Annotated in this window: 21 protein-coding genes; 8 read left to right on the top strand and 13 right to left on the bottom strand. The window is 69.3% G+C overall.

Translation table 11 applies throughout. The annotated features are described in order from the left end of the window. Positions 1-11 precede the first annotated feature (11 nt). The 4 genes from ON34_RS38045 (at position 12) to ON34_RS10295 (ending at position 3,855) form a co-directional block, all read left to right on the top strand. Positions 12-1,730, top strand: a complete 1,719-nt coding sequence (locus ON34_RS38045; protein WP_281032441.1) for a family 2 encapsulin nanocompartment cargo protein terpene cyclase — start codon at positions 12-14, stop codon at positions 1,728-1,730. A 33-nt stretch (positions 1,731-1,763) separates the two neighbouring features. Further along, positions 1,764-2,636, top strand: coding sequence for a geranyl diphosphate 2-C-methyltransferase (locus ON34_RS10305; protein ID WP_040777528.1), 873 nt, complete (start codon positions 1,764-1,766; stop codon positions 2,634-2,636). Next, positions 2,633-3,199 (top strand): isopentenyl-diphosphate Delta-isomerase, encoded by a 567-nt coding sequence (gene idi, locus ON34_RS10300; RefSeq protein WP_051022343.1) that lies wholly within the window; start codon positions 2,633-2,635, stop codon positions 3,197-3,199. The genes ON34_RS10305 and idi overlap by 4 nt, the downstream gene beginning before the upstream one ends. A gap of 305 nt (positions 3,200-3,504) precedes the next feature. Then, positions 3,505-3,855, top strand: a complete 351-nt coding sequence (locus ON34_RS10295; protein ID WP_040777525.1) for a hypothetical protein — start codon at positions 3,505-3,507, stop codon at positions 3,853-3,855. A 6-nt stretch (positions 3,856-3,861) separates the two neighbouring features. On the opposite strand, the gene ON34_RS10290 is transcribed toward ON34_RS10295, so the two are convergent. The 3 genes from ON34_RS10290 to ON34_RS10280 form a co-directional block, all read right to left on the bottom strand. Then, positions 3,862-4,590, bottom strand: a complete 729-nt coding sequence (locus tag ON34_RS10290) for an aspartate/glutamate racemase family protein (RefSeq protein ID WP_040777521.1) — start codon at positions 4,588-4,590, stop codon at positions 3,862-3,864. Beyond that, a complete protein-coding gene (locus ON34_RS10285) occupies positions 4,590-6,074 on the bottom strand; it encodes an NCS1 family nucleobase:cation symporter-1 (protein WP_040777606.1) in 1,485 nt (494 codons plus the stop codon). Before ON34_RS10285 ends, ON34_RS10290 begins: the two co-directional genes overlap by 1 nt. Positions 6,075-6,160: 86 nt before the next feature. Then, positions 6,161-6,883, bottom strand: coding sequence for a GntR family transcriptional regulator (locus tag ON34_RS10280; RefSeq protein WP_040777518.1), 723 nt, complete (start codon positions 6,881-6,883; stop codon positions 6,161-6,163). A gap of 150 nt (positions 6,884-7,033) precedes the next feature. Here ON34_RS10280 and ilvA point away from each other — a divergent pair, with 150 nt between their 5' ends. Further along, positions 7,034-8,254, top strand: a complete 1,221-nt coding sequence (gene ilvA, locus ON34_RS10275; RefSeq protein ID WP_040777515.1) for a threonine ammonia-lyase — start codon at positions 7,034-7,036, stop codon at positions 8,252-8,254. 100 nt (positions 8,255-8,354) lie between these two features. Here the strand turns inward: ilvA and ON34_RS10270 are convergent, their stop codons facing one another. Further along, positions 8,355-8,678, bottom strand: coding sequence for a DMT family transporter (locus tag ON34_RS10270; RefSeq protein WP_040777512.1), 324 nt, complete (start codon positions 8,676-8,678; stop codon positions 8,355-8,357). A 125-nt stretch (positions 8,679-8,803) separates the two neighbouring features. Here ON34_RS10270 and ON34_RS10265 point away from each other — a divergent pair, with 125 nt between their 5' ends. After that, positions 8,804-10,063, top strand: a complete 1,260-nt coding sequence (locus ON34_RS10265) for a cytochrome P450 family protein (protein WP_157172247.1) — start codon at positions 8,804-8,806, stop codon at positions 10,061-10,063. Between the two features lie 282 nt (positions 10,064-10,345). Here ON34_RS10265 and argH read toward each other — a convergent pair whose 3' ends face one another. The 9 genes from argH to ON34_RS10220 all read right to left on the bottom strand — a co-directional run bounded on the left by argH (position 10,346) and on the right by ON34_RS10220 (position 20,240). Then, positions 10,346-11,755 (bottom strand): argininosuccinate lyase, encoded by a 1,410-nt coding sequence (gene argH, locus ON34_RS10260; RefSeq protein ID WP_040777506.1) that lies wholly within the window; start codon positions 11,753-11,755, stop codon positions 10,346-10,348. A gap of 6 nt (positions 11,756-11,761) precedes the next feature. After that, the gene (locus tag ON34_RS10255; protein ID WP_040777502.1) at positions 11,762-12,964 is read right to left on the bottom strand and encodes an argininosuccinate synthase; all 1,203 of its coding nucleotides are present in this window, start codon (positions 12,962-12,964) and stop codon (positions 11,762-11,764) included. A 314-nt stretch (positions 12,965-13,278) separates the two neighbouring features. After that, the gene (locus ON34_RS10250) at positions 13,279-13,794 is read right to left on the bottom strand and encodes an arginine repressor (RefSeq protein WP_051022342.1); all 516 of its coding nucleotides are present in this window, start codon (positions 13,792-13,794) and stop codon (positions 13,279-13,281) included. A gap of 169 nt (positions 13,795-13,963) precedes the next feature. Next, on the bottom strand, positions 13,964-14,908 hold the full coding sequence (gene argF / locus ON34_RS10245; RefSeq protein ID WP_040777499.1) for an ornithine carbamoyltransferase: 945 nt from the start codon (positions 14,906-14,908) through the stop codon (positions 13,964-13,966). Beyond that, positions 14,905-16,107: an acetylornithine transaminase gene (locus ON34_RS10240; protein WP_040777496.1), complete on the bottom strand. Its 1,203-nt coding sequence runs from the start codon at positions 16,105-16,107 to the stop codon at positions 14,905-14,907. Before ON34_RS10240 ends, argF begins: the two co-directional genes overlap by 4 nt. Continuing rightward, positions 16,104-17,027 (bottom strand): acetylglutamate kinase, encoded by a 924-nt coding sequence (argB, locus tag ON34_RS10235; RefSeq protein WP_040777494.1) that lies wholly within the window; start codon positions 17,025-17,027, stop codon positions 16,104-16,106. Before argB ends, ON34_RS10240 begins: the two co-directional genes overlap by 4 nt. Next, positions 17,024-18,241, bottom strand: coding sequence for a bifunctional glutamate N-acetyltransferase/amino-acid acetyltransferase ArgJ (gene argJ / locus ON34_RS10230; RefSeq protein ID WP_040777491.1), 1,218 nt, complete (start codon positions 18,239-18,241; stop codon positions 17,024-17,026). The genes argB and argJ overlap by 4 nt, the downstream gene beginning before the upstream one ends. Next, positions 18,238-19,296, bottom strand: a complete 1,059-nt coding sequence (gene argC, locus ON34_RS10225; RefSeq protein ID WP_040777488.1) for an N-acetyl-gamma-glutamyl-phosphate reductase — start codon at positions 19,294-19,296, stop codon at positions 18,238-18,240. The genes argJ and argC overlap by 4 nt, the downstream gene beginning before the upstream one ends. 236 nt (positions 19,297-19,532) lie before the next feature. After that, complete coding sequence (locus ON34_RS10220) at positions 19,533-20,240, bottom strand: ArsR/SmtB family transcription factor (RefSeq protein WP_040777603.1); 708 nt, start codon at positions 20,238-20,240, stop codon at positions 19,533-19,535. 64 nt (positions 20,241-20,304) lie between these two features. Here ON34_RS10220 and ON34_RS10215 point away from each other — a divergent pair, with 64 nt between their 5' ends. Both ON34_RS10215 and ON34_RS10210 read left to right on the top strand, forming a co-directional pair. Beyond that, positions 20,305-21,111, top strand: a complete 807-nt coding sequence (locus ON34_RS10215) for an isocitrate lyase/PEP mutase family protein (protein ID WP_051022341.1) — start codon at positions 20,305-20,307, stop codon at positions 21,109-21,111. A 132-nt stretch (positions 21,112-21,243) separates the two neighbouring features. Further along, positions 21,244-21,828 (top strand): dihydrofolate reductase family protein, encoded by a 585-nt coding sequence (locus tag ON34_RS10210; RefSeq protein WP_040777485.1) that lies wholly within the window; start codon positions 21,244-21,246, stop codon positions 21,826-21,828. Positions 21,829-21,840: the final 12 nt, after the last annotated feature.

The following is a 21,840-nucleotide window of genomic DNA, read 5'->3' as shown; positions in this document are numbered from 1 at the left end:
GGGTGAGGGGCATGTCGGTGCTCTCCCGCGCCGCGGCGGCCAAGGCGACCGACGAGGTGGCTGCCACCGTCATCGCGCTGCTCGCCGATACCCGGGCGACCGCGCCGCGCGAGCTGTTTCCCACTGGGGAGCAGAATGTAGACGCGATTGATCCGCGCCGGTCCGCGGCTGCTCGGCAGGCCGTGGGCTCGACGGCCGTAGCACACGCGGAAAATGCTGTAGCGCAGAGTGATTCGATACTACCCACTCGAGCGAAGGTCGCGCCACGCGCATTACCAGGCCCACGCGGGCTCGGTAGCGCCGCGTTGCTGCTTCCGCCGCGCGGGATCGACCGCACCGCAGCGGCTGCCGACGGCTCGTGCGCCCCGGGCTCGTCCTCAGCGGGGCCGTTACCGCCCTCGGCGGAGCCGCCATCGGTTGCGCGGCCACCCTCCGGCGTCGCGGCGATCTCACCGGCCACGGCCCGCAATACGCTGGGCAACGCTACGGGCACCGCGCCGACCACAGCAGTCCCCAGCGCCAGAACATCGGAAGCGATTCTCGGGGCCGCGCGACAGATTGCACCGCCCCGCATTCCCACCGGACCGACCGGGCTGGGTACAGCGTCGGCGTTCCTCGACAGACACCGCGGGGTATCTGTCCCGCCAGCCGGAAGGGACCAACCGGAACCCGCAGGCAACTCCAGGCGTGTTCCACGAGGGCCGACCGGGCCGGGCATCGCCGAGGCGAACCGCGATAATCAGGACCCGATTCCCCCGCTGTACTGTCCGCCACCGCTGCGCGACGATCCCGCGCTCGCCGCGGCCGTCAACGACGGAATCGTGGACTGGGCCAGGGATATCGGCCTGTACGAAGGCCGCTTGGACACGCTGCGCGACGCCGACTTCGGGCGGCTGATCATGCTCGCGCATCCCGACTGCGACGACCCCGACCGGCTGCTTGCGGTGGCGAAATGCGCGGTGTCGGAATGGTCGGTGGACGACTACTACTGCGAGGAGGACGCCGACGACCACGCGCCGGACGGCACGCCATCCAGCGCCGAGGCGGAATTGGGGCCGCGTCTCGAGTTGGCCGCCGCCGCGATCGATCCGGTCCATCTGCCCGCGCGCTACCAAGCCCAGCTCGAGGCAGCCCTCGACGCCGACCCGATCCTGCGCGCGTTCCGCACCTCCTTCGCCCATCTGGCCCGCTACGCCAGCTCGGCGCAGCTGGCCCGGCTGCGCACCGAGATCGCGGGCTGGTTCATCGCACTCGGCGCGGAGGCGGGATGGCGGGCGGCGGGACGAATGCCGCCGGTATGGGAGTACCTCACCAACCGGCAGCCGCACAGTTTCCTGCCCTGTATGGCGCCGACCGACGTGGTCGGCGGCTATGAACTGGGGGCGGCCGAATACACCGATCCCGCGGTGCGCCGGGTGGTCACCACGGCCGCGCTCGCCAGCCAGATGGTGAACGACCTGTATTCCATGGCGCGCGAGGACCTTTCCGGTGGCAGGGAATTCAACCTGCCGACCGTCCTGGCCGCCGAGGAGCGCTGCTCGCGCCGGGAGGCCGTCGTGCGCACCGCCGAGGTGCACGACGAACTGGTGCACCGATTCGAACGCGAAGCGGCGCCGTTGGCCACGGCGGGATCGCCGGAGCTGGGCCGCTTCCTCGCCGGTCTGTGGGCCTGGATGGGCGGCAACCGCGCCTGGCACGCCGACAGCAAGCGCTATCGCGACCCGCACTGAGGCAGTACCAGCACCGAGAGAGGATGATCGCGCATGACCATGCTCAACCCGGAGACCGGGGCCGTTCTGCGTACCAGTTACCAGAGGTCCGTCGCCGCGTACTGGAACAACAATCCGAACGACGACCGGGTCAACACCAGACTCGGCGAGGTCGACGGCCTCTATCACCACCACTACGGCATCGGCGAGCCCGACCTGTCCGTGCTGACCGGACCGGAGGACACCCGCGAGGAACGCATCGTCACCGAGCTGCACCGGCTGGAAACCGCGCAGGCGGACTTCCTGCTCGACCACCTCGGTGACGTCCGCCCCGGCGACCGGCTGCTGGACGGCGGTTCCGGCCGCGGCGGCACCAGTTTCATGGCCAATCAGCGCTTCGGCTGCCAGGTCGACGGGGTGACCATCTCCGAATACCAGGTCGGCTTCGCCAACGAACAGGCCGCCCACCGCGGCGTCGCGGACAAGGTGCGGTTCCACTTCCGCAACATGCTGGACACCGGATTCGAGGCCGGTTCCATGCGCGGCATCTGGACCAACGAGACGACGATGTACGTGGACCTGTTCGATCTGTTCCGCGAGTTCTCCCGGCTGCTGGAGCCGGGTGGACGCTACGTGTGCATCACCGGCTGCTCCAATGACGTGACCGGAGGACGCTCGTCCTCGGTCAGCTGGATCGACGCGCACTACGGCTGCATGATCCATCCGCGCGGCGAGTACTTCCGCGCTTTGGCCGAGAATCACTTGGTGCCCATCGCCGTGACCGACCTCACGGCGGCGACCATCCCGTACTGGGAGTTGCGCACGAAATCCGAGCTCGCGACGGGTGTGGAGAAGCCGTTCCTGACCGCCTATCGCGAGGGCAGCTTCCACTACCTGCTGATCGCCGCCGATAAGGTGAGCAGGTGACCGACACCCTCGCCCAGCCGATCACCGACCGCGAGGCCCTGCCCGTCGAACTGGTCGACGACGCGGGGCGCGCGGTCGGCGCGTGTTCGGTCGCCGAAGCCCATATGGCTCCCGGACTTCTGCATCGCGCGTTCTCCGTGCTGCTGTTCGACGCGGCGGACCGGGTGCTGTTGCAGCGGCGCGCGGCGGTGAAGACCAGGTTCCCCTCGCTCTGGGCCAACACCTGCTGCGGCCACCCCGCCCCCGGTGAGCCGGTCGCCGCCGCGGCGGCGCTCCGGCTGTCCCAGGAAATGGGGTTGACGACCGCCCTGACCGAGGCCGGAATCTACCGCTATCACGCCGCGGACCGGCGCACCGGCCGCGTCGAGTCCGAGTGGGATCACGTGCTGATCGGCCGGCTGGCTGTCGGCACACCCCGGCCGGACCCCGCCGAGGTCGCCGACTACGCGTGGATCCGGTTGGACGCGCTCCGAGACGCCTTGGCCGACAATCCGGAGGCCTACACGCCGTGGCTGGCCGGAGTCCTCGATATCGCCGCCCACGCGCACGTCACGGGAACGTGAGTGCGCTGATCGTCGGTTCGAGGCGGCCACGGCGTATCGACCGCGCGCCACCGCGCACGGAGCGATCAACCGGCCGCCTCGAGCCCATTCCACGACGCACATCCGTCCGCCGGGGGTAAGACCGCCCCTCCTCCTGGCTGCTTCACCACTTTGTTCCATGCCTATCGGCGAAACATGGATAGATGCGCATATCCCTGTAACACCATGTCCCGAAACTGAGAGAAATCATAGGAACGGCACAGGCTTTGGCCAGGACCGTTCTTCATCCTGATGTTGTACGAGTTCTCGGTGGAATGAGGTGCGCGATGGTCGAGATCGAGGTCACGGGAACGACGGTTACGGTTCACGTGCTCGGTGCGCATCAACTGCTCGCGCTGCGCGAACGGCTGACCTTCGATTTGTCCGATATCACCGCGCTCGGTCTGGCCGGTGTCGACCGCCGCCCACCGTGGGTGCGCACACCCGGCACGTTCTTTCCAGGCGTGATCGCGGCGGGCACGTTCCGCGGCAAGGGACGCAAGGAATTCTGGGACACACGGTTCGACGGCCACGCCATTCGTATCGACCTGGCGGGCGCCGAGGTTACCCGGCTGATCATCGACGTCGCCGAGCCGGACACCGAGTTGCACAGGCTCGCCACCGCCGCGGCCGCCTGACCGCGTTCAGGCGCCGAAGGACCGCAGGGACCCGGTGTACGGCTTGGGCGGCGGCGCGGCGAACTCTCCCCTGCCCGATTTCCGCAGACCGAGCGTGAGCAGCGACTGTACGGTCAACGTCGCCGCCGCCACGCCGTCCACCACCGGCACGCCCACCTCGGCGCCTACCTGCGCACAGAGGTCGGCCATGCCCGCGCAGCCGAGGACGATCGCGTCCGACCCGTCCGCCTCGACCGCCTCCCGGCACACCTCCGTGACGATCTTGCGCGCGTCCGGATCGGCGCCGAGCGCCAGGACCGGAATCTCACAGGCGTGAATGCCGCGACAGAACCGCCGCATCCCATAGCGGTCCGCCAGATCGGTGGCCCGGCCGATAGTCCGGTGCAGCGTGGTGACCACGCTGAATCCCCGACCGAGGTAGCTCGCCGTGCGCATGGCGGCCTCGGCGATCCCGACCACCGGTCCCGCGGCCAGCTCGCGGGCGGCGTCGAGACCGGGATCGCCGAAGCAGGCCAGCACATAGCCGTCGACGCCGTCGGCTTCCCCGCGCCGGATCGCGGCGAGCAGGCCGGGGACGCTCAGCGCTTCGTCGTAGTGACTTTCGATGGACGCGGGTCCCATCTCCGAGGTCACCGCGTCGAGCAGCACGCCAGGGCCTGCGACGACCCTGGCGCACTGCTCGATCGTGGTGGTCATCGACCTGGTGGTGTTCGGATTGACCACCCGGATGCGCATCAGTCCGCGCTTCCCCGCACCGCCAACCGTGTACGGGTGGCCAGCGCGAAGTAGACCAGAAAACCGAGACCGCAGCCGATGAACCAGCTGTACTGCGCCGCGGTGTACATCCCGGTGAGATCCTTGGCCAGCACCGGGATCACGGCGACCAGCGCGCCGATCGCGGTCGCGATGACCGCGGCGGGGTTGTACCCCCGGCGGTACCAATAGGTTCCACTACTGGACATGGTGAACAGGTCGTCCACCACCACGTGCTGTTTGCGCACCAGGTAGTAGTCGGCGATGAGCACACCGAACAGCGGGCCGATGAAGGCGCCCAGTACCTCGAGGGTGTAGTGGATGACGTCCGGGTTGTTGTACAGGTTCCACGGCGTGATCAGCACCGAGCCGACCGCGGCGATCATGCCGCCTGCGCGCCAGCTGATCCGCTGCGGGCTCACGTGCGAGAAGTCGAAGGCGGGCGAGATGAAGTTCGCGACGATGTTGATGCCGATGGTGGCGACAGTGAAGGTCAGCGCGCCGAGCACGATCGCGAAGGTGCTGTCGATCCGCGCCACCGTGGCGACCGGGTCGGTGATCAGCTCGCCATAGACCGGCACGGTCAGCGAAGCGGTGATCACCACCAGCAGCGAGAACAGCAGGAAGTTCACCGGGAGGCCGAGCAGGTTGCCCCGCCGCACCACCGTGAACGACTTTCCGTATCGGGAGAAGTCGCCGAAGTTCAGCATCGGACCGGAGAAATAGGACACCACGAGCGCGATGGCGCCGAGCATGACCGGCACCGAATCCCATCCGGTGTACCGCACCGCGCCGAGTTTCAGGTCGATGGCGCCCCAGCCCGCCTTCGCGATCAGGTAGCCGCACAGCAGGAACATCACCACGTACACCGCGGGCCCGCAGAAGTCGATGAATCGACGGATGGACTCCATGCCACGCCAGAACACGCAGGCCTGCACTACCCACAGCGTCAGGTAACTGCCCCAGCCGAGCAACGAGAGACCGAGGAACCCGTAGTCGTCGGCCACCGCGTAAGGCACGAGCGACGGAAAGAGCTTCACCAGAATCACATCCAGCGCCGCCGAAGCCAAGAAGGTCTGAATGCCATACCAGGCCACCGCGATCAAACCGCGGATGATGGCCGGGATATTGGCGCCCAGCACACCGAACGCGCTGCGGCAGATGACCGGATACGGCACGCCGGTCACCTGGCTCGGCTTGGCGACGAGGTTGCAGAAGAAGTACACCAGGGTGATGCCGATCAGCAGCGCCGCGAGCACCTGCCAGCTGGCGAGCCCGAGCGCGAACAGGCTGCCCGCGGTGACGTAACCACCCACGCTGTGCACGTCCGACATCCAGAACGCGAAGATGTTGTACGTGCCCCAGCCCTGGTCGCGCAGCGGCGCCAGGTCTTCGTTGGTGAGCCGCGGATCGTAATCGGTAGGTGTCGGGGCGGCCGGTGCTACCGGGGCGATGGTTTCGGTCATGGTGTTTCCCATCCGAAGGGTGAAACTGCGATCGAAACGACGGTAGGAATCGGCTATTGCCCGGTGGTTGCGCGGTTATTGCCCGGCTATTGCGCAGCAGATATATCTTCCGGAGCAAGCAACCCCGTGTCGGTGGGCAGCGTCGCGATCACGGCCTCCAGCCGGCGATGGTGCTGTTCGGCGACGAGCAGCAGCCGATCGACGTCCCTGGCGAGAAACGCGTCGAGCATCAGGGCGTGGTCGGTGTGCAGACGGACCCGATCGGCCCGGCCGATATGCACCATCGACTGCACCGGCTCGGTGACGTTCCACGCCGACTCGAGCATGTGCAGCAGCCGGAACATGCGCGAGGGCCGGGTCAACGCGACGTGGAACGTGCGCGACCTGCGATGGTAGGCGGCCGGATCGTCGTCACGGATCGCCTGTTCCAGACTCGCGTTCACGTTCAGCAACTCGGCGCGATCCGCGGCGGAGTGATTCAGCGCCGCGGCGGCCAGCGACGCGGTCTCCAGCGTCTCCCGCACGACGTACATCTCGCGCAGCTCGGCGGCGGTCAGCTGAGCCACCGCGTATCCGGCGTGCGGTTCGTGCGTGACCAGCCCCTCCCCGATCAGCGTCTTCAGCGCCTCACGCACCGGAATGTGGCTCACCCCGAACAACTCCGCCACCCCGCGCAGCGGGATGAGAGTGCGGGGCGGCACCGCTCCGTCGAGGATCACGCGGCGCAGTTCGCCGAGGATGATCTGCGGGCGGCCTGGCTCGTCGACGACCAACCTCGCGAGCAGCGCCGAACGTCGTCTCGGGGGCATGGCAACACGCTAGGGGAATCGTGTTGCGTTCCCGGACACTCATGTGACGGTCAGGAAAATCTCACAGTACCGACCGGTCGCATTGGTGGCTGCGGTCGCTCGACCGTCTGACCGTCGTCTGCCGGATAGGCACAGTGGCAGCATGGCGGCATGGAGTTGGTCGAGATGGCGCGGATCGAGGCGGCGGCGCGGCTGCTCGCTCCGGTGATCCGCCGGACGCCGCTGGTGGCGTCGCGGGTGTTGTCCGAGCGTGCGGGCGCCGAGGTGTGGCTGAAGTGCGAGAACCTCCAGCGAACCGGGTCGTTCAAGCCTCGCGGCGCCTACCACCGCATCGCGAATCTGCCGGAGGAGGCGCGGTCGCGCGGGGTCGTCGCCGCGAGCGCGGGGAATCATGCGCAAGGTGTCGCGTGGTCGGCGGCTTCGCTCGGCATCGAGTCGACGGTCTTCATGCCGATCGGCGCGTCGCTGCCGAAACTCATGGCGACCAAGGCGTACGGAGCGCAGGTGCGCCAAGTCGGCGAGACCATCGACGAGTCACTGGACGCCGCGCTGGATTTCGCCGACCGCACCGGGGCGACGCTCATCCACCCCTTCGACCATCCCGATATCGTCGCCGGACAGGCGACCGTCGGTGTGGAGATCCTGGAGCAACTCCCCGAGGTCGGCACGGTGCTGGTGCCGACCGGCGGGGGTGGGCTCTTGGCGGGTGTCGCGGTCGCGTGTCAGCACTTGGCGCCTGGGGTGCGGGTGATCGGCGTCCAGGCCGCGGAGGCGGCCGCCTGGCCGGATTCGCTGGCGGCGGGCCGTCCGGTCCGGGTCGATCGCATGTCGACGATGGCCGACGGCATCGCGGTCGGGCAGCCCGGCGCGGTGCCGTTCGCCCATGTGGCCGAGCATGTTCCGGCGATCGTAACGGTGGACGAGGAAGCGCTGTCGCAGGCGCTGCTGCTGTGCTTGGAACGCGCGAAGCTGGTCGTGGAACCCGCGGGCGCGGCGGCGGTCGCCGCGCTGATGAGTCGTGCGCCGGAGGAACTCGAGCTGCGCGGTCCGGTCTGCGCGATCTTGTCCGGAGGCAATATCGACCCACTGCTGCTGACCCGTGTGATCGGCCACGGTCTGAGCGCGGCGGGCCGCTATCTGGCTGTGCGGGTGACGATTTCCGATCGTCCCGGCGCGCTCGGCGCGCTGCTCGCCGTCATCGGGAAGACGGGCGCGAGCGTCGTCGATGTCGCGCACTCACGGACCGGCACCTGGCTGGCGGTGGACGAGGTCGAGGTGTCGCTGACCCTGGAGACCCGGGGGCCCACCCATCGCGAGGATGTGCTCACGGCACTGTCCAATGCGAGATACCTTGTCCGAGTGGAGGATTGACGGTCGGCACGATGGCTCACGATCGGCGCGCGCGGACATTGTGGCGGAACATGATCACGATCCGGCGAGATCGGTCACGCGCCGACCGCAGGCAGCGGTATCAGTGCGCGCCACCGAGTTCCAGCGCCAGCACGCCGAGGATCACCAGCGCGATGCCGCCGACCTGCACCAGGCTGAGCCGTTCGTCCAGGAACAGCACGCCGATCACGGCGATCGCGGCGACGCCGACCGCCGACCAGATGCCGTAGGCCACCCCGATCGGCATGCCGCGTTTCAATGCCCGGGCCAGGAAGTAGAACGCCCCGCAGTACCCGACGACGACAACGATCGACGGAATGAGCTTGCTGAATCCGTCGGAAAGCTTCAGTGAGACAGTCGCGGTCACCTCGGAGGCGATGGCAAAGGCAAGCAGCAGCAAGGTCATTGCCGCAGCGTAGCCAGGGGCGCGGGCCGCGGGCCGGTTCGATCGCGAAGTCGACCCGACCGACGCTTCCCACCCTCGAGAAAGACCGGTCGGCATTCTTCGCCGCGCATCCCTACGATCACGTCGTGCTCGAGCCGATCGTCGCGGCGACGGAATTTCCGTTCGACAAGCTGACCTGCAATGAGATGTCGTACGCCGAACGCGACGAACGATATCGCCGACTGCACGAATGGCCGGAGCCGACCTATCGGCACCCCTCCGGGCTACACATGATCTGGAAGTACGCCGACGTGCGCGAGGTACTGGACGCGACGACACCCGGCATCTCCAACGCGAATTCGCTGGACCCCCTGGTGGGTTACCCGCGCATCGCGACGACGCCGCGAGCGATCCCGCATTTCGTGCGGCATCTGGTTCCGCCACCCGCCAAGGCGACGGCCAACCTGACCGACGACCGGCTGCACAAGCGGGTGTGGAACACCATGGCCGGTCCGTCCGGACACTTCACGATTTCCGCCGCGGACCGGCCGCGCCGGGCCGCGGACATGGCCGAGCATTTTCACGACGCGCTGCGCGAAACGGGCCATCGATCCGGATCGCCGCTCGACATCACGGCGTTGTCGATCGCGTACGCCGCGCGGACGGTGGGCGCGGCCGTCGGCCTGCCCGCATCGGACTGGCCGCACGTAGCCGCGTGGAGCGGCGCGCAATCGGGTCTGCTGGGTCGCGCGATGCGCGGACGCGAACTGGCCGACGCGGTGGGCGCGCTCGGCTGGTTGTTCACCGTGAGCGGCAAAGCCGTGCGAGCGGGTCGCGGCAGCGAGGCGATCGGTTTCGCGCGCAGGCTCCGCGACGCCGGGCTCTCCCATCGGATCGCGGTGTCGGCCATGGCGAATTCGCTCGCCGCCGGGGTGCACACAGTAAGCGGCAGCATCCAGCAAGGCCTGCAGCGGTTGCTAGACGACCCGGCGCGGACGTGGTGGAATCTGCTCGACGACCCGGCAGGCTGCGCCCGGGTGGCCGCGAAGATCCTCCAGCTCGATCCCGGCCTGGTCGCGTGGAAACGCCGAGCCAGGACGCCGGTCGTGCTGGCCAGCGGCACCCGGCTGCCCGCAGGAGGAGTGCTGGTGCTGTTCGCCGCCGCCAACCGCGATCCGGAGGCGTTCCCGGGCTGCCTGGACCTGCACGGAACCGGCAAGCTGCCGTTGACCTTCGGATTCGGCAGGCATGTCTGTCCGGGCAAAAGTATGGCCACGCTGGCCGTCGAAGTATTCCTCCGGCAGCTACACGAGGTGGCGCCGGGGGCCGAGCTCGTGCCGGACGCGGGGGCCCAGCGTCCCAGCGACCTGCTGTTCAGCGGGGCCGACATCACCATCGTCGCGTAGACCAACTCGCCGCAATCGAACATCTCCGCGGACGGTTGCACGACGAACCGAGCCGCGCCGAGCACGCGGTCAGCCCAGCCGGGCTTCCGTGCCGGACCCCGCCGGGCGGACCTCCTCGAGCTGCGGCTGCAGGACAGATAGACGTGCACGGGGTCGATGCCGGGTAGGGCAGACTCGGCCGAGAAACCAGCGGCAGTTGAGCACCGGCCGAATATCACCGTCTCGCGCGGTGCCCGAACTTCTCGGCGGAGAGCTCATGGCGGGATGACGGGGTCCCCTGGCTCAGCCCAGCCAGGCGCGGGCAGCGGACGCCGCTTGACGCACCTCATCGAGCTGCGCCGCGACCTGCACACCGGCCGTTCCGCCCCGCGCGTTGCGTGACGCGATGGAGCCCTGCACGGTGAGGACCTCGCGCACCTTTCCGGTCAGCGCCGGGTCGATGGCGGCGAATTCCTCGTCGGTGAGGTCGTCGAGACCGACGCCGCGGGATTCGGCGGCGCGCACGCACGCGCCCGCCGCCTCGTGCGCGACGCGGAAGGGAACGCCTTGGCGGACCAGCCATTCGGCGATGTCGGTTGCCAGCGTGAATCCCGCCGGTGCCAGGTCGGCCATGCGGTCGGTGTGGAAGGTCAGCGTCGACACCAAGCCCGCGATGGCAGGCAGCAGCAGCTCGAGTTGCGCGACCGAGTCGAACAGGGGTTCCTTGTCCTCTTGAAGGTCACGGTTGTAGGCGAGCGGTTGCGCTTTGAGGGTGGCCAGCAGTCCGGTGAGGTTGCCGATCAGCCTGCCCGCCTTGCCTCGGGTGAGCTCGGAGACGTCCGGATTCTTCTTCTGCGGCATGATCGAGGACCCGGTCGACCACGCGTCGGCGAGCGTGACGTAGCCGAATTCCGGTGTGCTCCAGATGATCACCTCTTCGGCCATGCGGCTCAGGTCGACGCCGATCATGGCCAGCACGAACGCGGCCTCGGCGGCGAAATCCCGCGCCGAGGTGGCGTCGATCGAGTTGGCGGCGGCCGCGTCGAAGTGCAGTTCCGCGGCGATCGCCTCCGGGTCGAGTCCGAGCGAGGAACCGGCCAGCGCGCCGGAACCATACGGCGACACGGCCGCACGCTTGTCGAAATCGCGCAGCCGATCGAGATCGCGCAGCAGCGGATGGGCGTGCGCGAGCAGATGGTGGGCCAGCAGCACCGGCTGGGCGGCCTGCAGGTGGGTCTTACCCGGCATCACCGCGTCCGGGTGCGCGGCGGCCTGCTCCACCAGCGCGTCCACCACCGCGAGCACACCGGCGGCGACCCGGCGCACGGCATCGCGCAACCACATCCGGAACAGGGTGGCCACCTGGTCGTTGCGCGATCGTCCTGCGCGTAGCCTGCCGCCGAGTTCGGCGCCGACCCGCTCGATCAGGCCGCGTTCCAGCGCACCGTGCACGTCCTCGTCCGACTCGGCGGGGCCGAACGCGCCCGAATCCACGTCCGCCGCAAGCCGATCCAGTCCGGCCAGCATGCCCGAGAGGTCGGTGTCGGACAGCAGGCCCGCCTTGTGCAGCACTCGCGCATGCGCCTTCGACGCGCGGATGTCGTAGGGGGCCAACGCCCAGTCGAAGTGCGTCGACTTGCTCAGCGCGGCCATCGCCTCGGCCGGTCCGGACGCGAAGCGCCCGCCCCAGAGCGCACCTTGATTCGTGCTCACGCCGGATTACTTCTGGTTCAGGTCGCGGCGGGCGGCGACCTTGGAGGACAGACCGTGGATCTGCACGAAGCCCTTGGCCAGCGACTGGTCGAAGGTGTCGCCCTCGTCGTAGGTGGCCAGGTTGAAGTCGTAGAGCGACTGCTCGGAGCGGCGGCCGTTGACCACCGCGGAGCCGCCGTGCAGGACCATCCGGATGTCGCCGGAGACGTGCTGCTGGGTGTCGCCGATGAAAGCGTCCAGCGCCCGCTTGAGCGGGGAGAACCACAGACCGTCGTAGGCCAGCTCGCCCCAGCGCTGCTCGACCTGCCGCTTGTAGCGGCCCAGTTCGCGTTCGATGGTGACGTTCTCCAGCGCCTGGTGCGCGGTGATCAGCGCGATCGCGCCGGGCGCCTCGTAGATCTCGCGGCTCTTGATGCCGACCAGGCGGTCCTCGACCATGTCCAACCGGCCCACGCCCTGGCGGCCCGCGCGGTGGTTGAGCTCGACGATCGCCTCCAGCACGCTGACCTGGCGGCCGTCGATGGCCACCGGAACGCCGCGCTCGAAGCTGATGATCAGCTCGTCCGGCGCCTCGAAGTGGACGGTCGGGTCGGAGGTGTAGTCGTAGACGTCCTTGGTCGGGGCGTTCCACAGGTCCTCGAGGAAGCCGGTCTCCACCGCGCGGCCCCAGACGTTCTGGTCGATGGAGAACGGCGACTTCTTGGTGACGTTGATCGGCAGCGCGTTCTCCTCGGCGAACGCGATGGCCTTCTCCCTGGTCCACGCGTAGTCGCGGACCGGGGCGATCACGTTCAGGTCGGGCGCGAGCGCGCCGATGCCGACCTCGAAGCGGACCTGGTCGTTGCCCTTGCCGGTGCAGCCGTGCGCGACCGTGCTCGCACCGTGGAACTTGGCGGCCTCGACCAGGTGCTTGACGATGAGCGGGCGGCTGATGGCGGACACCAGCGGGTACTGGCCCATGTACAGCGCGTTGGCCTGGATGGTGGGCAGGCAGTACTCGTCGGCGAACTCGTCGCGGGCGTCGATCACGATCGCCTCGACGGCGCCGCAGTCCAGCGCGCGCTGGCGCACCACGTTCATGTCCTCGCCACCCTGGCCCAGGTCGATGGCGACGGCCACCACCTCGGCGCCGGTCTCCTTGCCGATCCAGCTGATCGCGACGGAGGTATCCAGCCCACCGGAGTAGGCGAGTACGACGCGCTCGGACATGTCTGTGTGCTCCTCGATGTTTCGGTGCTCGTCTGTGTAGTACGGACCGGCTTCCCGCCACAGCGGCCCGCACCGTCCTGCAAATGATTATGCATGATGATGCAAGCTCATTCACAACCGGGTGGTGTCGTCCCTACGCTGGGACAACAGGCACGCATACACCCTCGCACAGCCAGCGCCCTCCGCGCTCGCAAGCGGGATTCCCAAGGGCCTCAGCCAGGGCCGAAGCGGCGGACATCAACCGACGGGGCCGATATCCCTCGCGTGAACGCGACGGCCCATAGACCCGGCGCGGCCGGACAAGCGCGGAGCGCTCACGCGAGTTCTTCGATCTTCGCGGCGACCTCCGCGCCGGTCAGCGGCTCGCGCGCGATGACGGCGATGGTGTCGTCGCCCGCGATGGTGCCGACGATGTAGGGCAGGGCGGCGCGATCGAGCGCGCTGGCCAGGAAGTGCGCGGCGCCGGGCGGCGTCCGCAGCACCGCGATGTTGCCGCTGGCGTCGGTGGAGACCAGGAGGTCGCCGAGCAGCTTGGACAACCGGTCGGTGCCGCCGGTGACGCCGCGGACCGGGCTGCCGTCCTCGGGCACCACGTAGACGCCCGCCCCGCCGTCGGCGGCGCGCAGCTTCACCGCGCCCAGTTCGTCCAGGTCCCGGGACAACGTCGCCTGGGTGGTCTCGATGCCTTCGGCCGCGAGCAGCGCCGCCAGTTCGGTCTGGCTGCGCACCGCGTGCGCGGACAGCAGCTCGACGATGCGCGACTGCCGCCCGGCGCGGGTGCGTGCGATCGCCGGACCGGTCCTGCCTGATTCCGACTGCGAGACGCTCACGACAGCGCCTCCCCGGCAAGCGGGTTCGTCGTGCGTCCGCTGTGCCCTTGGCGCACTGCCCGACGCTCGCTCACGACAGCGCCTTCTCGGCGCAGGCGTCGGCGCTCGCTGACGCCGTCCCGCTCGACGCGATGTGCGCGAACACTCCCGGCGCTTCGCCCGCCTTCGCTCATCTCCCGCCCCCGTATCGTCGCTCCAGCAACCAGACCAGCAGCGCCTTCTGTGCGTGCAGCCGGTTCTCCGCCTCGTCCCAGACGACGCTGCGCGGTCCGTCCAGCACCTCGTCGGTGACCTCTTCGCCGCGATGCGCGGGAAGGCAGTGCAGCACGACGGCGTCCGGCTTGGCGTGTGCCAGCAGGTCGGCGTTGAGCTGGAACGGCCGGAACGGGCCGACCCGGTCCCGGCCGTCGTTCTCCTGTCCCATGGAGGTCCAGGTGTCGGTGACCAGCGCGTCGGCGCCCCACGCGGCGGCGACCGGGTCGCCGGTCAGCGTGATGGTGGCTCCGGTTTCGGCGGCCCGCTTGCGCGCGGCCTCCACGATCCAGGGCAGCGGCTCGAATCCGGCCGGTGCGGCGATGGTCACGTTCAGGCCCGCCGTGACGCCGCCGAGCAGCAGCGAGTGCGCCATGTTGTTGCCGCCGTCGCCGAAGTAGGCGAGCTCGCGCCCGGTCAGATCGCCCTTGTGCTCGGCCAGCGTCTGCAGATCCGCCAGCACCTGACACGGATGGAACTCGTTGGACAGCGCGTTGACCACCGGAACCGTCGCGGTGGCGGCCATCTCGTCGAGCCGGGACTGCTCGAAGGTGCGCCACACGATCGCGTCCACGTAGCGGGAGAGGACCCGGCCGGTGTCGCCGAGCGTCTCCTCCCGGCCCAGCTGGGTGTCGCGGCCGTCGACGACCACCGCGTGCCCGCCGAGCTGGGCGATGCCCATCTCGAAGGAGAACCTGGTGCGGGTGGAGTTCTTCTCGAAGATCACGCCGACGCCGCGGGGGCCGGCCAGCGGTTGCCGCGCGAACGGCTCCTTCTTGAGTTCGGCCGCGAGCGCGAGGATCTCGGCTTGCTCGGCCGGGCTGACGTCGTCGTCGCGCAGGAAGTGCCGCACGGATGTCATTGTGCCGCAGCCCCTTTCGCGTCGGCAAGGGCGTCGTCGAGGATCTCCGGCAGATCGGCGACGAAGTTGTCCGCCTGCGTCTCGGTGAGCACCAGCGGCGGCGCGAGGCGGATCACGTTCGGCTTGGCCGGGTTGACGAGATAGCCCGCCGCCCGCGCCCGCGCCTCGACCAGCGCCGACACGTTGTCGGTGAGCACGATGCCCAGCAGCAGACCCGCGCCGCGCACCTGGTCGACCAGCGGATGCTGCAGCAGCTCGATACCGTCGCTGAGCCGCTTGCCGACCGATTCCACATGCGAGAGCAAGTCGGTTTCATCGATCGTGCGCAGCACCGCGAGCGCCGCCGCGGCGCACACCGGATTGCCGCCGAAGGTGGTGCCGTGCAGGCCGGGCGTCAGCAACTCGGCCGCGCGTCCGTTGGCCAGCACCGCGCCGATGGGCAATCCGCCGCCGAGGCCCTTGGCCAGGGTGATCACGTCCGGCACGATGCCGACGGCTTGGTGTGCGTAGAACGTGCCGGTGCGGCCGATGCCGGTCTGCACCTCGTCGAGCACCAGCAGCGCGCCGTTGCGCGCGGTGATCTCGCGCGCCTTGGCCAAGTAGTCGAACGGCGGTACCACCACGCCGCTCTCCCCCATGATCGGCTCCAGGAACACCGCGGCGGTGTCCTCGTCGACCACGGCGTCCAGCGCCGCGGCGTCACCGTAGGGCACGTGCACGACGCCGGGTGGCATCGGCTCGAACGGCGTCCGCTTGGACGGCTGGCCGGTGAGCGCGAGCGCGCCCATGGTGCGGCCGTGGAAGGCCTCCTCGCAGGCGACGATCTTGTGCCGCCCGGTCAACCGCGCGATCTTGAACGCCGCCTCGACCGCCTCGGTGCCGGAGTTGCAGAAGAACGCCCTGCCCTCGCCGTCGCCGAAGTGCGCGAGCAACCGTTCGGCCAGCTCGACGACCGGCTCGCTGGCGTACAGATTCGAGACGTGCCCCAGCGTGCCGAGCTGCTGGGTGACCGCCTCCAGGATCGCCGGGTGCGCGTGGCCGAGGCTGTTGACCGCGATGCCGCCGAGGAAGTCGACGTAGCGTTTGCCGTCCGCGTCGTAGACCACGGCGCCCGCTCCGCGCACCAGCGCGACCTGGGGCGTGCCGTAGTTGTTCATCAGCGCGGCAGACCACCGCTTCTGCAGTTCAGCTGTGCTCATTGTTTCGTTCCGTCCAGCGAGCCCGGCCCTTCGGGGGTGGGCGTCACCATCGTTCCGATTCCTTCTCCGGTGAACAGTTCCAGCAGCACCGCGTGCGGGACCCGTCCGTCGATCACATGCGCGGACGGCACTCCCGCTCGCACGGCGCGCAGGCAGGCTTCCATCTTGGGCACCATGCCCGCATCGAGCCCGGGGAGCAACTCGGCCAGCGCGTCCGTGTCGATGTGCGTGGTGAGCGACGACCGATCCGGCCAGTTCGTGTACAGGCCCTCGACGTCGGTGAGGACCACCAGTTTCTCGGCACCGATGCCCTCGGCGAGCGCGGCGGCGGCGGTGTCGGCGTTGATGTTGTGCACCACGCCGTCGGCGTCCGGCGCGATGGTCGACACGACCGGGATGCGGCCTGCGCCGATGAGGTCGAGCACGGCGTCCGGGTTCACCTCGGTGACGTCGCCGACCAGGCCGATGTCGGTCGGCTCGCCGTCCACCTCGACGGTGCGGCGGGTCGCGGTGAACAGCCCGGCGTCCTCACCGGAGGTACCGACCGCGTACGGGCCGTGCGCGTTGATCAGGCCGACCAGCTCGCGGCCGACCTGACCGAACAGCACCATCCGCACCACGTCCATCACCTCGGGCGTGGTCACCCGGAAGCCGCCGCGGAATTCGCCGTGCAGACCCAGCTTCTTCAGCATCGCGCTGATCTGCGGGCCGCCGCCGTGCACCACCACCGGGTGCACGCCGACCGTGCGCAGGAAGGCCATGTCGGCGGCGAAGGCCTGCTTGAGGTTGTCGTCGATCATGGCGTTGCCGCCGTATTTGACGACGACGATCTTGTCCCGGAACTTCTGCAACCACGGCAGGGCATCGGCCAGAACGTGCGCTTTGTCCAGCGCGGACAGCGTGTGCAACACCTGACTCATGAGCTGTAGGCCGAGTTCTCTTCGACGTAACCGTGCGAAAGGTCGGTGGTGCGGATGGTCGCGGTCGCCGAGCCGACCTTCAGGTCGATCAGCACCTCGATGTCGGCGCCGGACAGGTCCACCTCGCGGGCCCCCGGCGCGCCGACGCCGTCCACGCACACCGGTTTTCCGTTGAACGACACCGAGATCCGGTTCGGGTCGAGTGTCACCGGCGCCATGCCCACCGCGGCCAGCACTCGGCCCCAGTTCGGGTCGGAGCCGAACAGCGCCGTCTTGACCAGGCTGTCGCGGGCCACGGTGCGGGCCGCGGCCACCGCCTCGTCCTCGGTCGCCGCTCCGGTGACGGTGACCAGCACCCGCTTGGTGACGCCCTCGGCGTCGGCCATCAGCTGGGCGGCCAGGTCGTCGCAGACCGCGAGCACGGCCGCGTCGAGTTCCTCCTGGCTCGGGGTCACCTCGCTGGCGCCGTTGGCGAGCAGCAGGACGGTGTCGTTGGTGGAGCAGGAGCCGTCGACGTCGAGCCGGTCGAAGGTGCGCGCGGTGGCGTTGCGCAGGGCGTGGTCGAGCTGGTCGGCGGTGACCGCGGCGTCGGTGGTGAGCACCACCAGCATGGTCGCCAGCGACGGGGCCAGCATGCCTGCGCCCTTGGCCATGCCGCCGACGTTCCACTTGTCGCGGTGGTGGAACGCCGCCTCCTTGGGCACCGTGTCGGTGGTCATGATGGCCCAGGCGGCGTCCGAGCCGCCGGACAGGCCGCCGCCCATCTCGTGGACGATCTCCGTGACGGCGGGGATCAGCTTGTCCATCGGGAGCCGGTCGCCGATCAGCCCGGTCGAGCAGACCGCGATCTCGCCCGCGCCGGTCTCGGTGCCCCAGTTGCTCAGCGCGGCCGCGAGTTCCTCGGCGGTCTTGTGCGTGTCCTGGAATCCGCCCGGGCCGGTGCAGGCGTTGGCGCCGCCGGAATTGAGGATCACCGCGCGCAGCCGCTTGCCGGTCAGCACCTGCTGCGACCACAGCACCGGCGCCGCCTTCACCTTGTTGCGGGTGAACACGCCCGCGGCCGGGTATTCCGGGCCTTCGTTGAACACCAGCGCGAGATCCGGCTTGCCACTGGCCTTGATGCCCGCGGCGATGCCCGCCGCGCGGAAGCCGAGCGGGGCGGTCACGCCCTGGGTCCGGACCAGCTTGCCGCTAGCGGTATCGGTTGTCGTCACGGTGCCACTCCTACGGTGGAAAGTCCTTCGGTCTCGTCGAATCCGAGTGCCAGGTTCATCGATTGCACCGCCGCGCCCGCGGTGCCCTTGGTCAAGTTGTCGATCGCGCCGATCACCACGAGCAGCCCGGCGTCGGCGTCCACGGCCACCTGCAGGGTGACGGCGTTGGAACCCAGCACCGAACCGGTCTGCGGGAGTACGCCTTCCGGCAGCAGATGCACGAAAGGCTCGTCGGCGTAAGCTTTTTCGTAGACGGCGCGCGCCTGGGCGGCGTCCACCCTGATCGGCGCGGTGCAGGTGGCGAGGATTCCGCGGGGCATCGGGGCGAGCACCGGGGTGAACGACACCGCGACGTCCGTACCGCCCGCCGCCGCCAAATTCTGCGCGATCTCCGGTGTGTGCCGGTGCGCGCCCGCGATGCCGTAAGCCCGCGCCGAGCCCATCACCTCGGAGCCGAGCAACGCCACGTCCAGCTTGCGGCCCGCCCCCGACGTGCCGCTCACCGCGACCACGTGCACTGCGGGCTCCACGATGCCCGCGGCGACCGCGGGAGCCAACGCGAGGCTGGCGACGGTCGGGTAGCACCCCGGAACCGCGATACGCGTCGCGCCGCGCAGCTTGTCCCGGCCGCCGGGCAGTTCGGGCAGACCGTAGGGCCAGCTGCCCGCGTGCGGGCTGCCGTAGTATTTCTCCCATGCCTTCGGGTCGGTGAGCCGGAAGTCGGCGCCGCAGTCGATGACCACCGTGGACTCGGGCAGCTCGGCGGCGATGGCGGCCGACTGCCCATGGGGCAGCCCGAGGAAGACCACATCGTGCCCGGCCAGTTCGGCGACCGTTGTCGGCGCCAGCACCCGATCGGCCAGCGGCAGCAGATGCGGCTGCAGCTCCCCGAGCGCGGTTCCGGCGTTCGAGCCCGCGGTCAGCGCCCCGATGACGAGGCGCCCGGTTCGGTAGGCCGGATGACCCAGCAGCAGACGCAACACTTCACCGCCCGCGTACCCACTGGCACCGGCTACCGCGACCCGGATGACGGGTCCGCCCGAGGAATCAACCATGTGATGATTATGCATGACTGTGCAAGCTCATTCACAGCCTGGGTTGCCCGGCTCGGTCACGGGCAGGGTGTTACCCGGCCGGGAAGTACGCAAACCGCACAAGCAACCGTACGCGCGGCGCCAGCCCGTTCGATCGCGAAGGCGCTGCCTTCGCGGCGCTCCAGCGCACTGTCAGGGAGGTCTCCGGCTCGTCGAACCGGCTCGCCCGTGCGCTTGGTCCATTGGGCACCGACGATTCAGCGCAGCGCCACCGGTTCGATACCGAGCGCTTCCGCCAGCCCGGCTTCACCCCGTGGCGTTGCGCGCACGGCGCGTCCGGTGCCGACCCGCTCGATCCACGCCAACTCCCGCAGCCTCCGGTACAGCTGCGCGCCCGCCGAGCCGCCGAGGTGGATGCGTCGTTCGGTCCAGTCGAGGCAGGGGCGCGCGATAGCCCGCCGCGTAGTCAGCAGCGCAGCGGGTTCGATACCCATCGGATCGGCGAGCCAGCTCCGGCCCGATGCCGTGAGTGCGAAACCACCTTCGCTGTCGAGCAGGCCGCGCGCGATCATCGCGTCGGTCACCGCCACACCGAGACGGCCCGCGAGATGGTCGTAGCAGGTGCGTCCGCGGACCAGCGCCGCGGCGACGGTGGCGGCCCGCAGTCCGGTCACGGCGGGACGGGGTAGATCCAGGTGGGCGACCATGCCTTCGAGCAGCTCCGCCACCTGAGGTCCAGCCAGCTGGACGTACCGGTGGCGGCCTTGGCGGTGTTCGACCAGCAGCCCACCGCTCAGCAAGCGGTTGAGATGCTCGGTGGCGGTGGACGGCGCGACGCCGCTGCGGCGTGCGAGCTCGCCCGCGGTCCAGGCCCGCCCGTCCAACAGGGCGAGGCAGATATCGGCGCGGGTACGGTCGGCGAGCAGCGCGGCCAAGCCCGCGAGTTCGGCTCCTCTGGTCGGCACCACACCATGATCGCGCCCCGTCATTTCGGTCGATGCCGAAGCGTCTCGCGCCTACGGTCACCACATGACTTCGCCTGCCGCGCCGGCCCCGACGACCAAGTTCGAGATCTTTCGCGATCTGCACTACCGGGAGCAGCCCTTGGTGCTGCCGAACGCCTGGGATTTCGCCTCGGCCGCCCTGCTCGCGGTAGAGGGATTCCCGGCGATCGGCACGACCAGTCTCGGGGTCGCCGCCGCTGCCGGGCTCGCCGACGGCGCGGGCATCACCAAGCGCGAAACGCTCGCCATCGCCCAGCGGCTGGCGCGGCTGCCGGTGCCGGTGACCGTCGACATCGAAGGCGGATTCGACGAAAGACCTAGCGCAGTGGCGGATTTCGTCGAGCAGCTCGCGGCGTGCGGGATCGCGGGCGTGAACCTCGAAGACGGCCGCGCGGGAAACGCCCTCGCCGCACCCGGCGACCAAGCCGAGCTCATCGCCGCGATCAAGGACCGCACGCCGGAGCTGTTCATCAACGCCCGCGTCGACACCTACTGGCTGAGCCTCGACCACGGCTCCACACACGACCGCGTTCAGCGCTACACCGCGGCCGGAGCCGACGGCATCTTCGTTCCCGGCCTGACCGACCGAGCGGGGATCGAACGGATCGTCACAACGACCGATCTGCCGGTGAACATCCTGTACGCCGCCGTCGGCCCCACCATCGCGACGCTGGCCGAACTCGGCGTGCGCCGGGTCAGCACCGGCTCCCTGCTCTACCGTGCGGCGCTGTCAGCCGCCGTGGACGTCGCGCGCGCCGTGCTACACGACACGCCCCTGCCATCCGGCATCCTGACCTATCCCGACATCCAGCGCCTCCTGCCCGCTCAGTAGGGGAACTCCTTCGTCCGCTCCAGAGGGATCCGTCCGCTAGGCGGAGAAATCGCGCGGTCACTGTCGATTCGCCGCGGGTCCGTTCGTGTAGAGGATGAGGCCGGTGCCGACCCGGCCGCGGAAGGAGCGGACATGAGCAAGATCATCGCGGTGGAACACCTGACCCTGGACGGCGTCATGCAGGCCCCGGGGCGTGCCGACGAGGACACCAGAGACGGATTCGCTTATGGGGGCTGGGCGCACCGATACGACGATCCGGTCCAGGCCGAGGTGATGGGCAGGCATATGTCAGCCCATCGCGGCGCGCTGCTGTTCGGCAGACGCACCTACGAGGATTTCGCCGGATACTGGCCGCACCAGATCGGTAATCCGATCACCGAGGTGCTGGACAAGACCGAGAAATTCGTCGCGTCCCGCACCGCGAACGGGCCGCTGGCCTGGCAGAACTCGACCTGGCTCACCGGCGACGCGGCGACGACGGTCCCCGAACTGCTGCGGCGGCAGCCGGGCCGGAACCTGGTGGTGCTCGGCAGCGGCGATCTACTGCGCTCGCTGATGCGGCGGGATCTGGTCGACAAGTACGTTGTGCTGATCCACCCGTTGGTGATCGGCTCGGGCCGTCGACTGTTCGACGGCGTGGAACTGGGCGATCTGCGGTTCGCCGACGCCGTCGCGACCAGCACCGGCGTCATCATCGCCAGCTACCGGCGCGAATGAGGAGGACGACCC

The organism is Nocardia pneumoniae NBRC 100136 (assembly GCF_000308755.1).
In the GTDB taxonomy this organism is placed as follows: domain Bacteria; phylum Actinomycetota; class Actinomycetes; order Mycobacteriales; family Mycobacteriaceae; genus Nocardia; species Nocardia pneumoniae.
The sequence above is the reverse complement of the archived record's forward strand: the minus strand, read 5'-3'. Positions and strand labels throughout refer to the sequence as shown.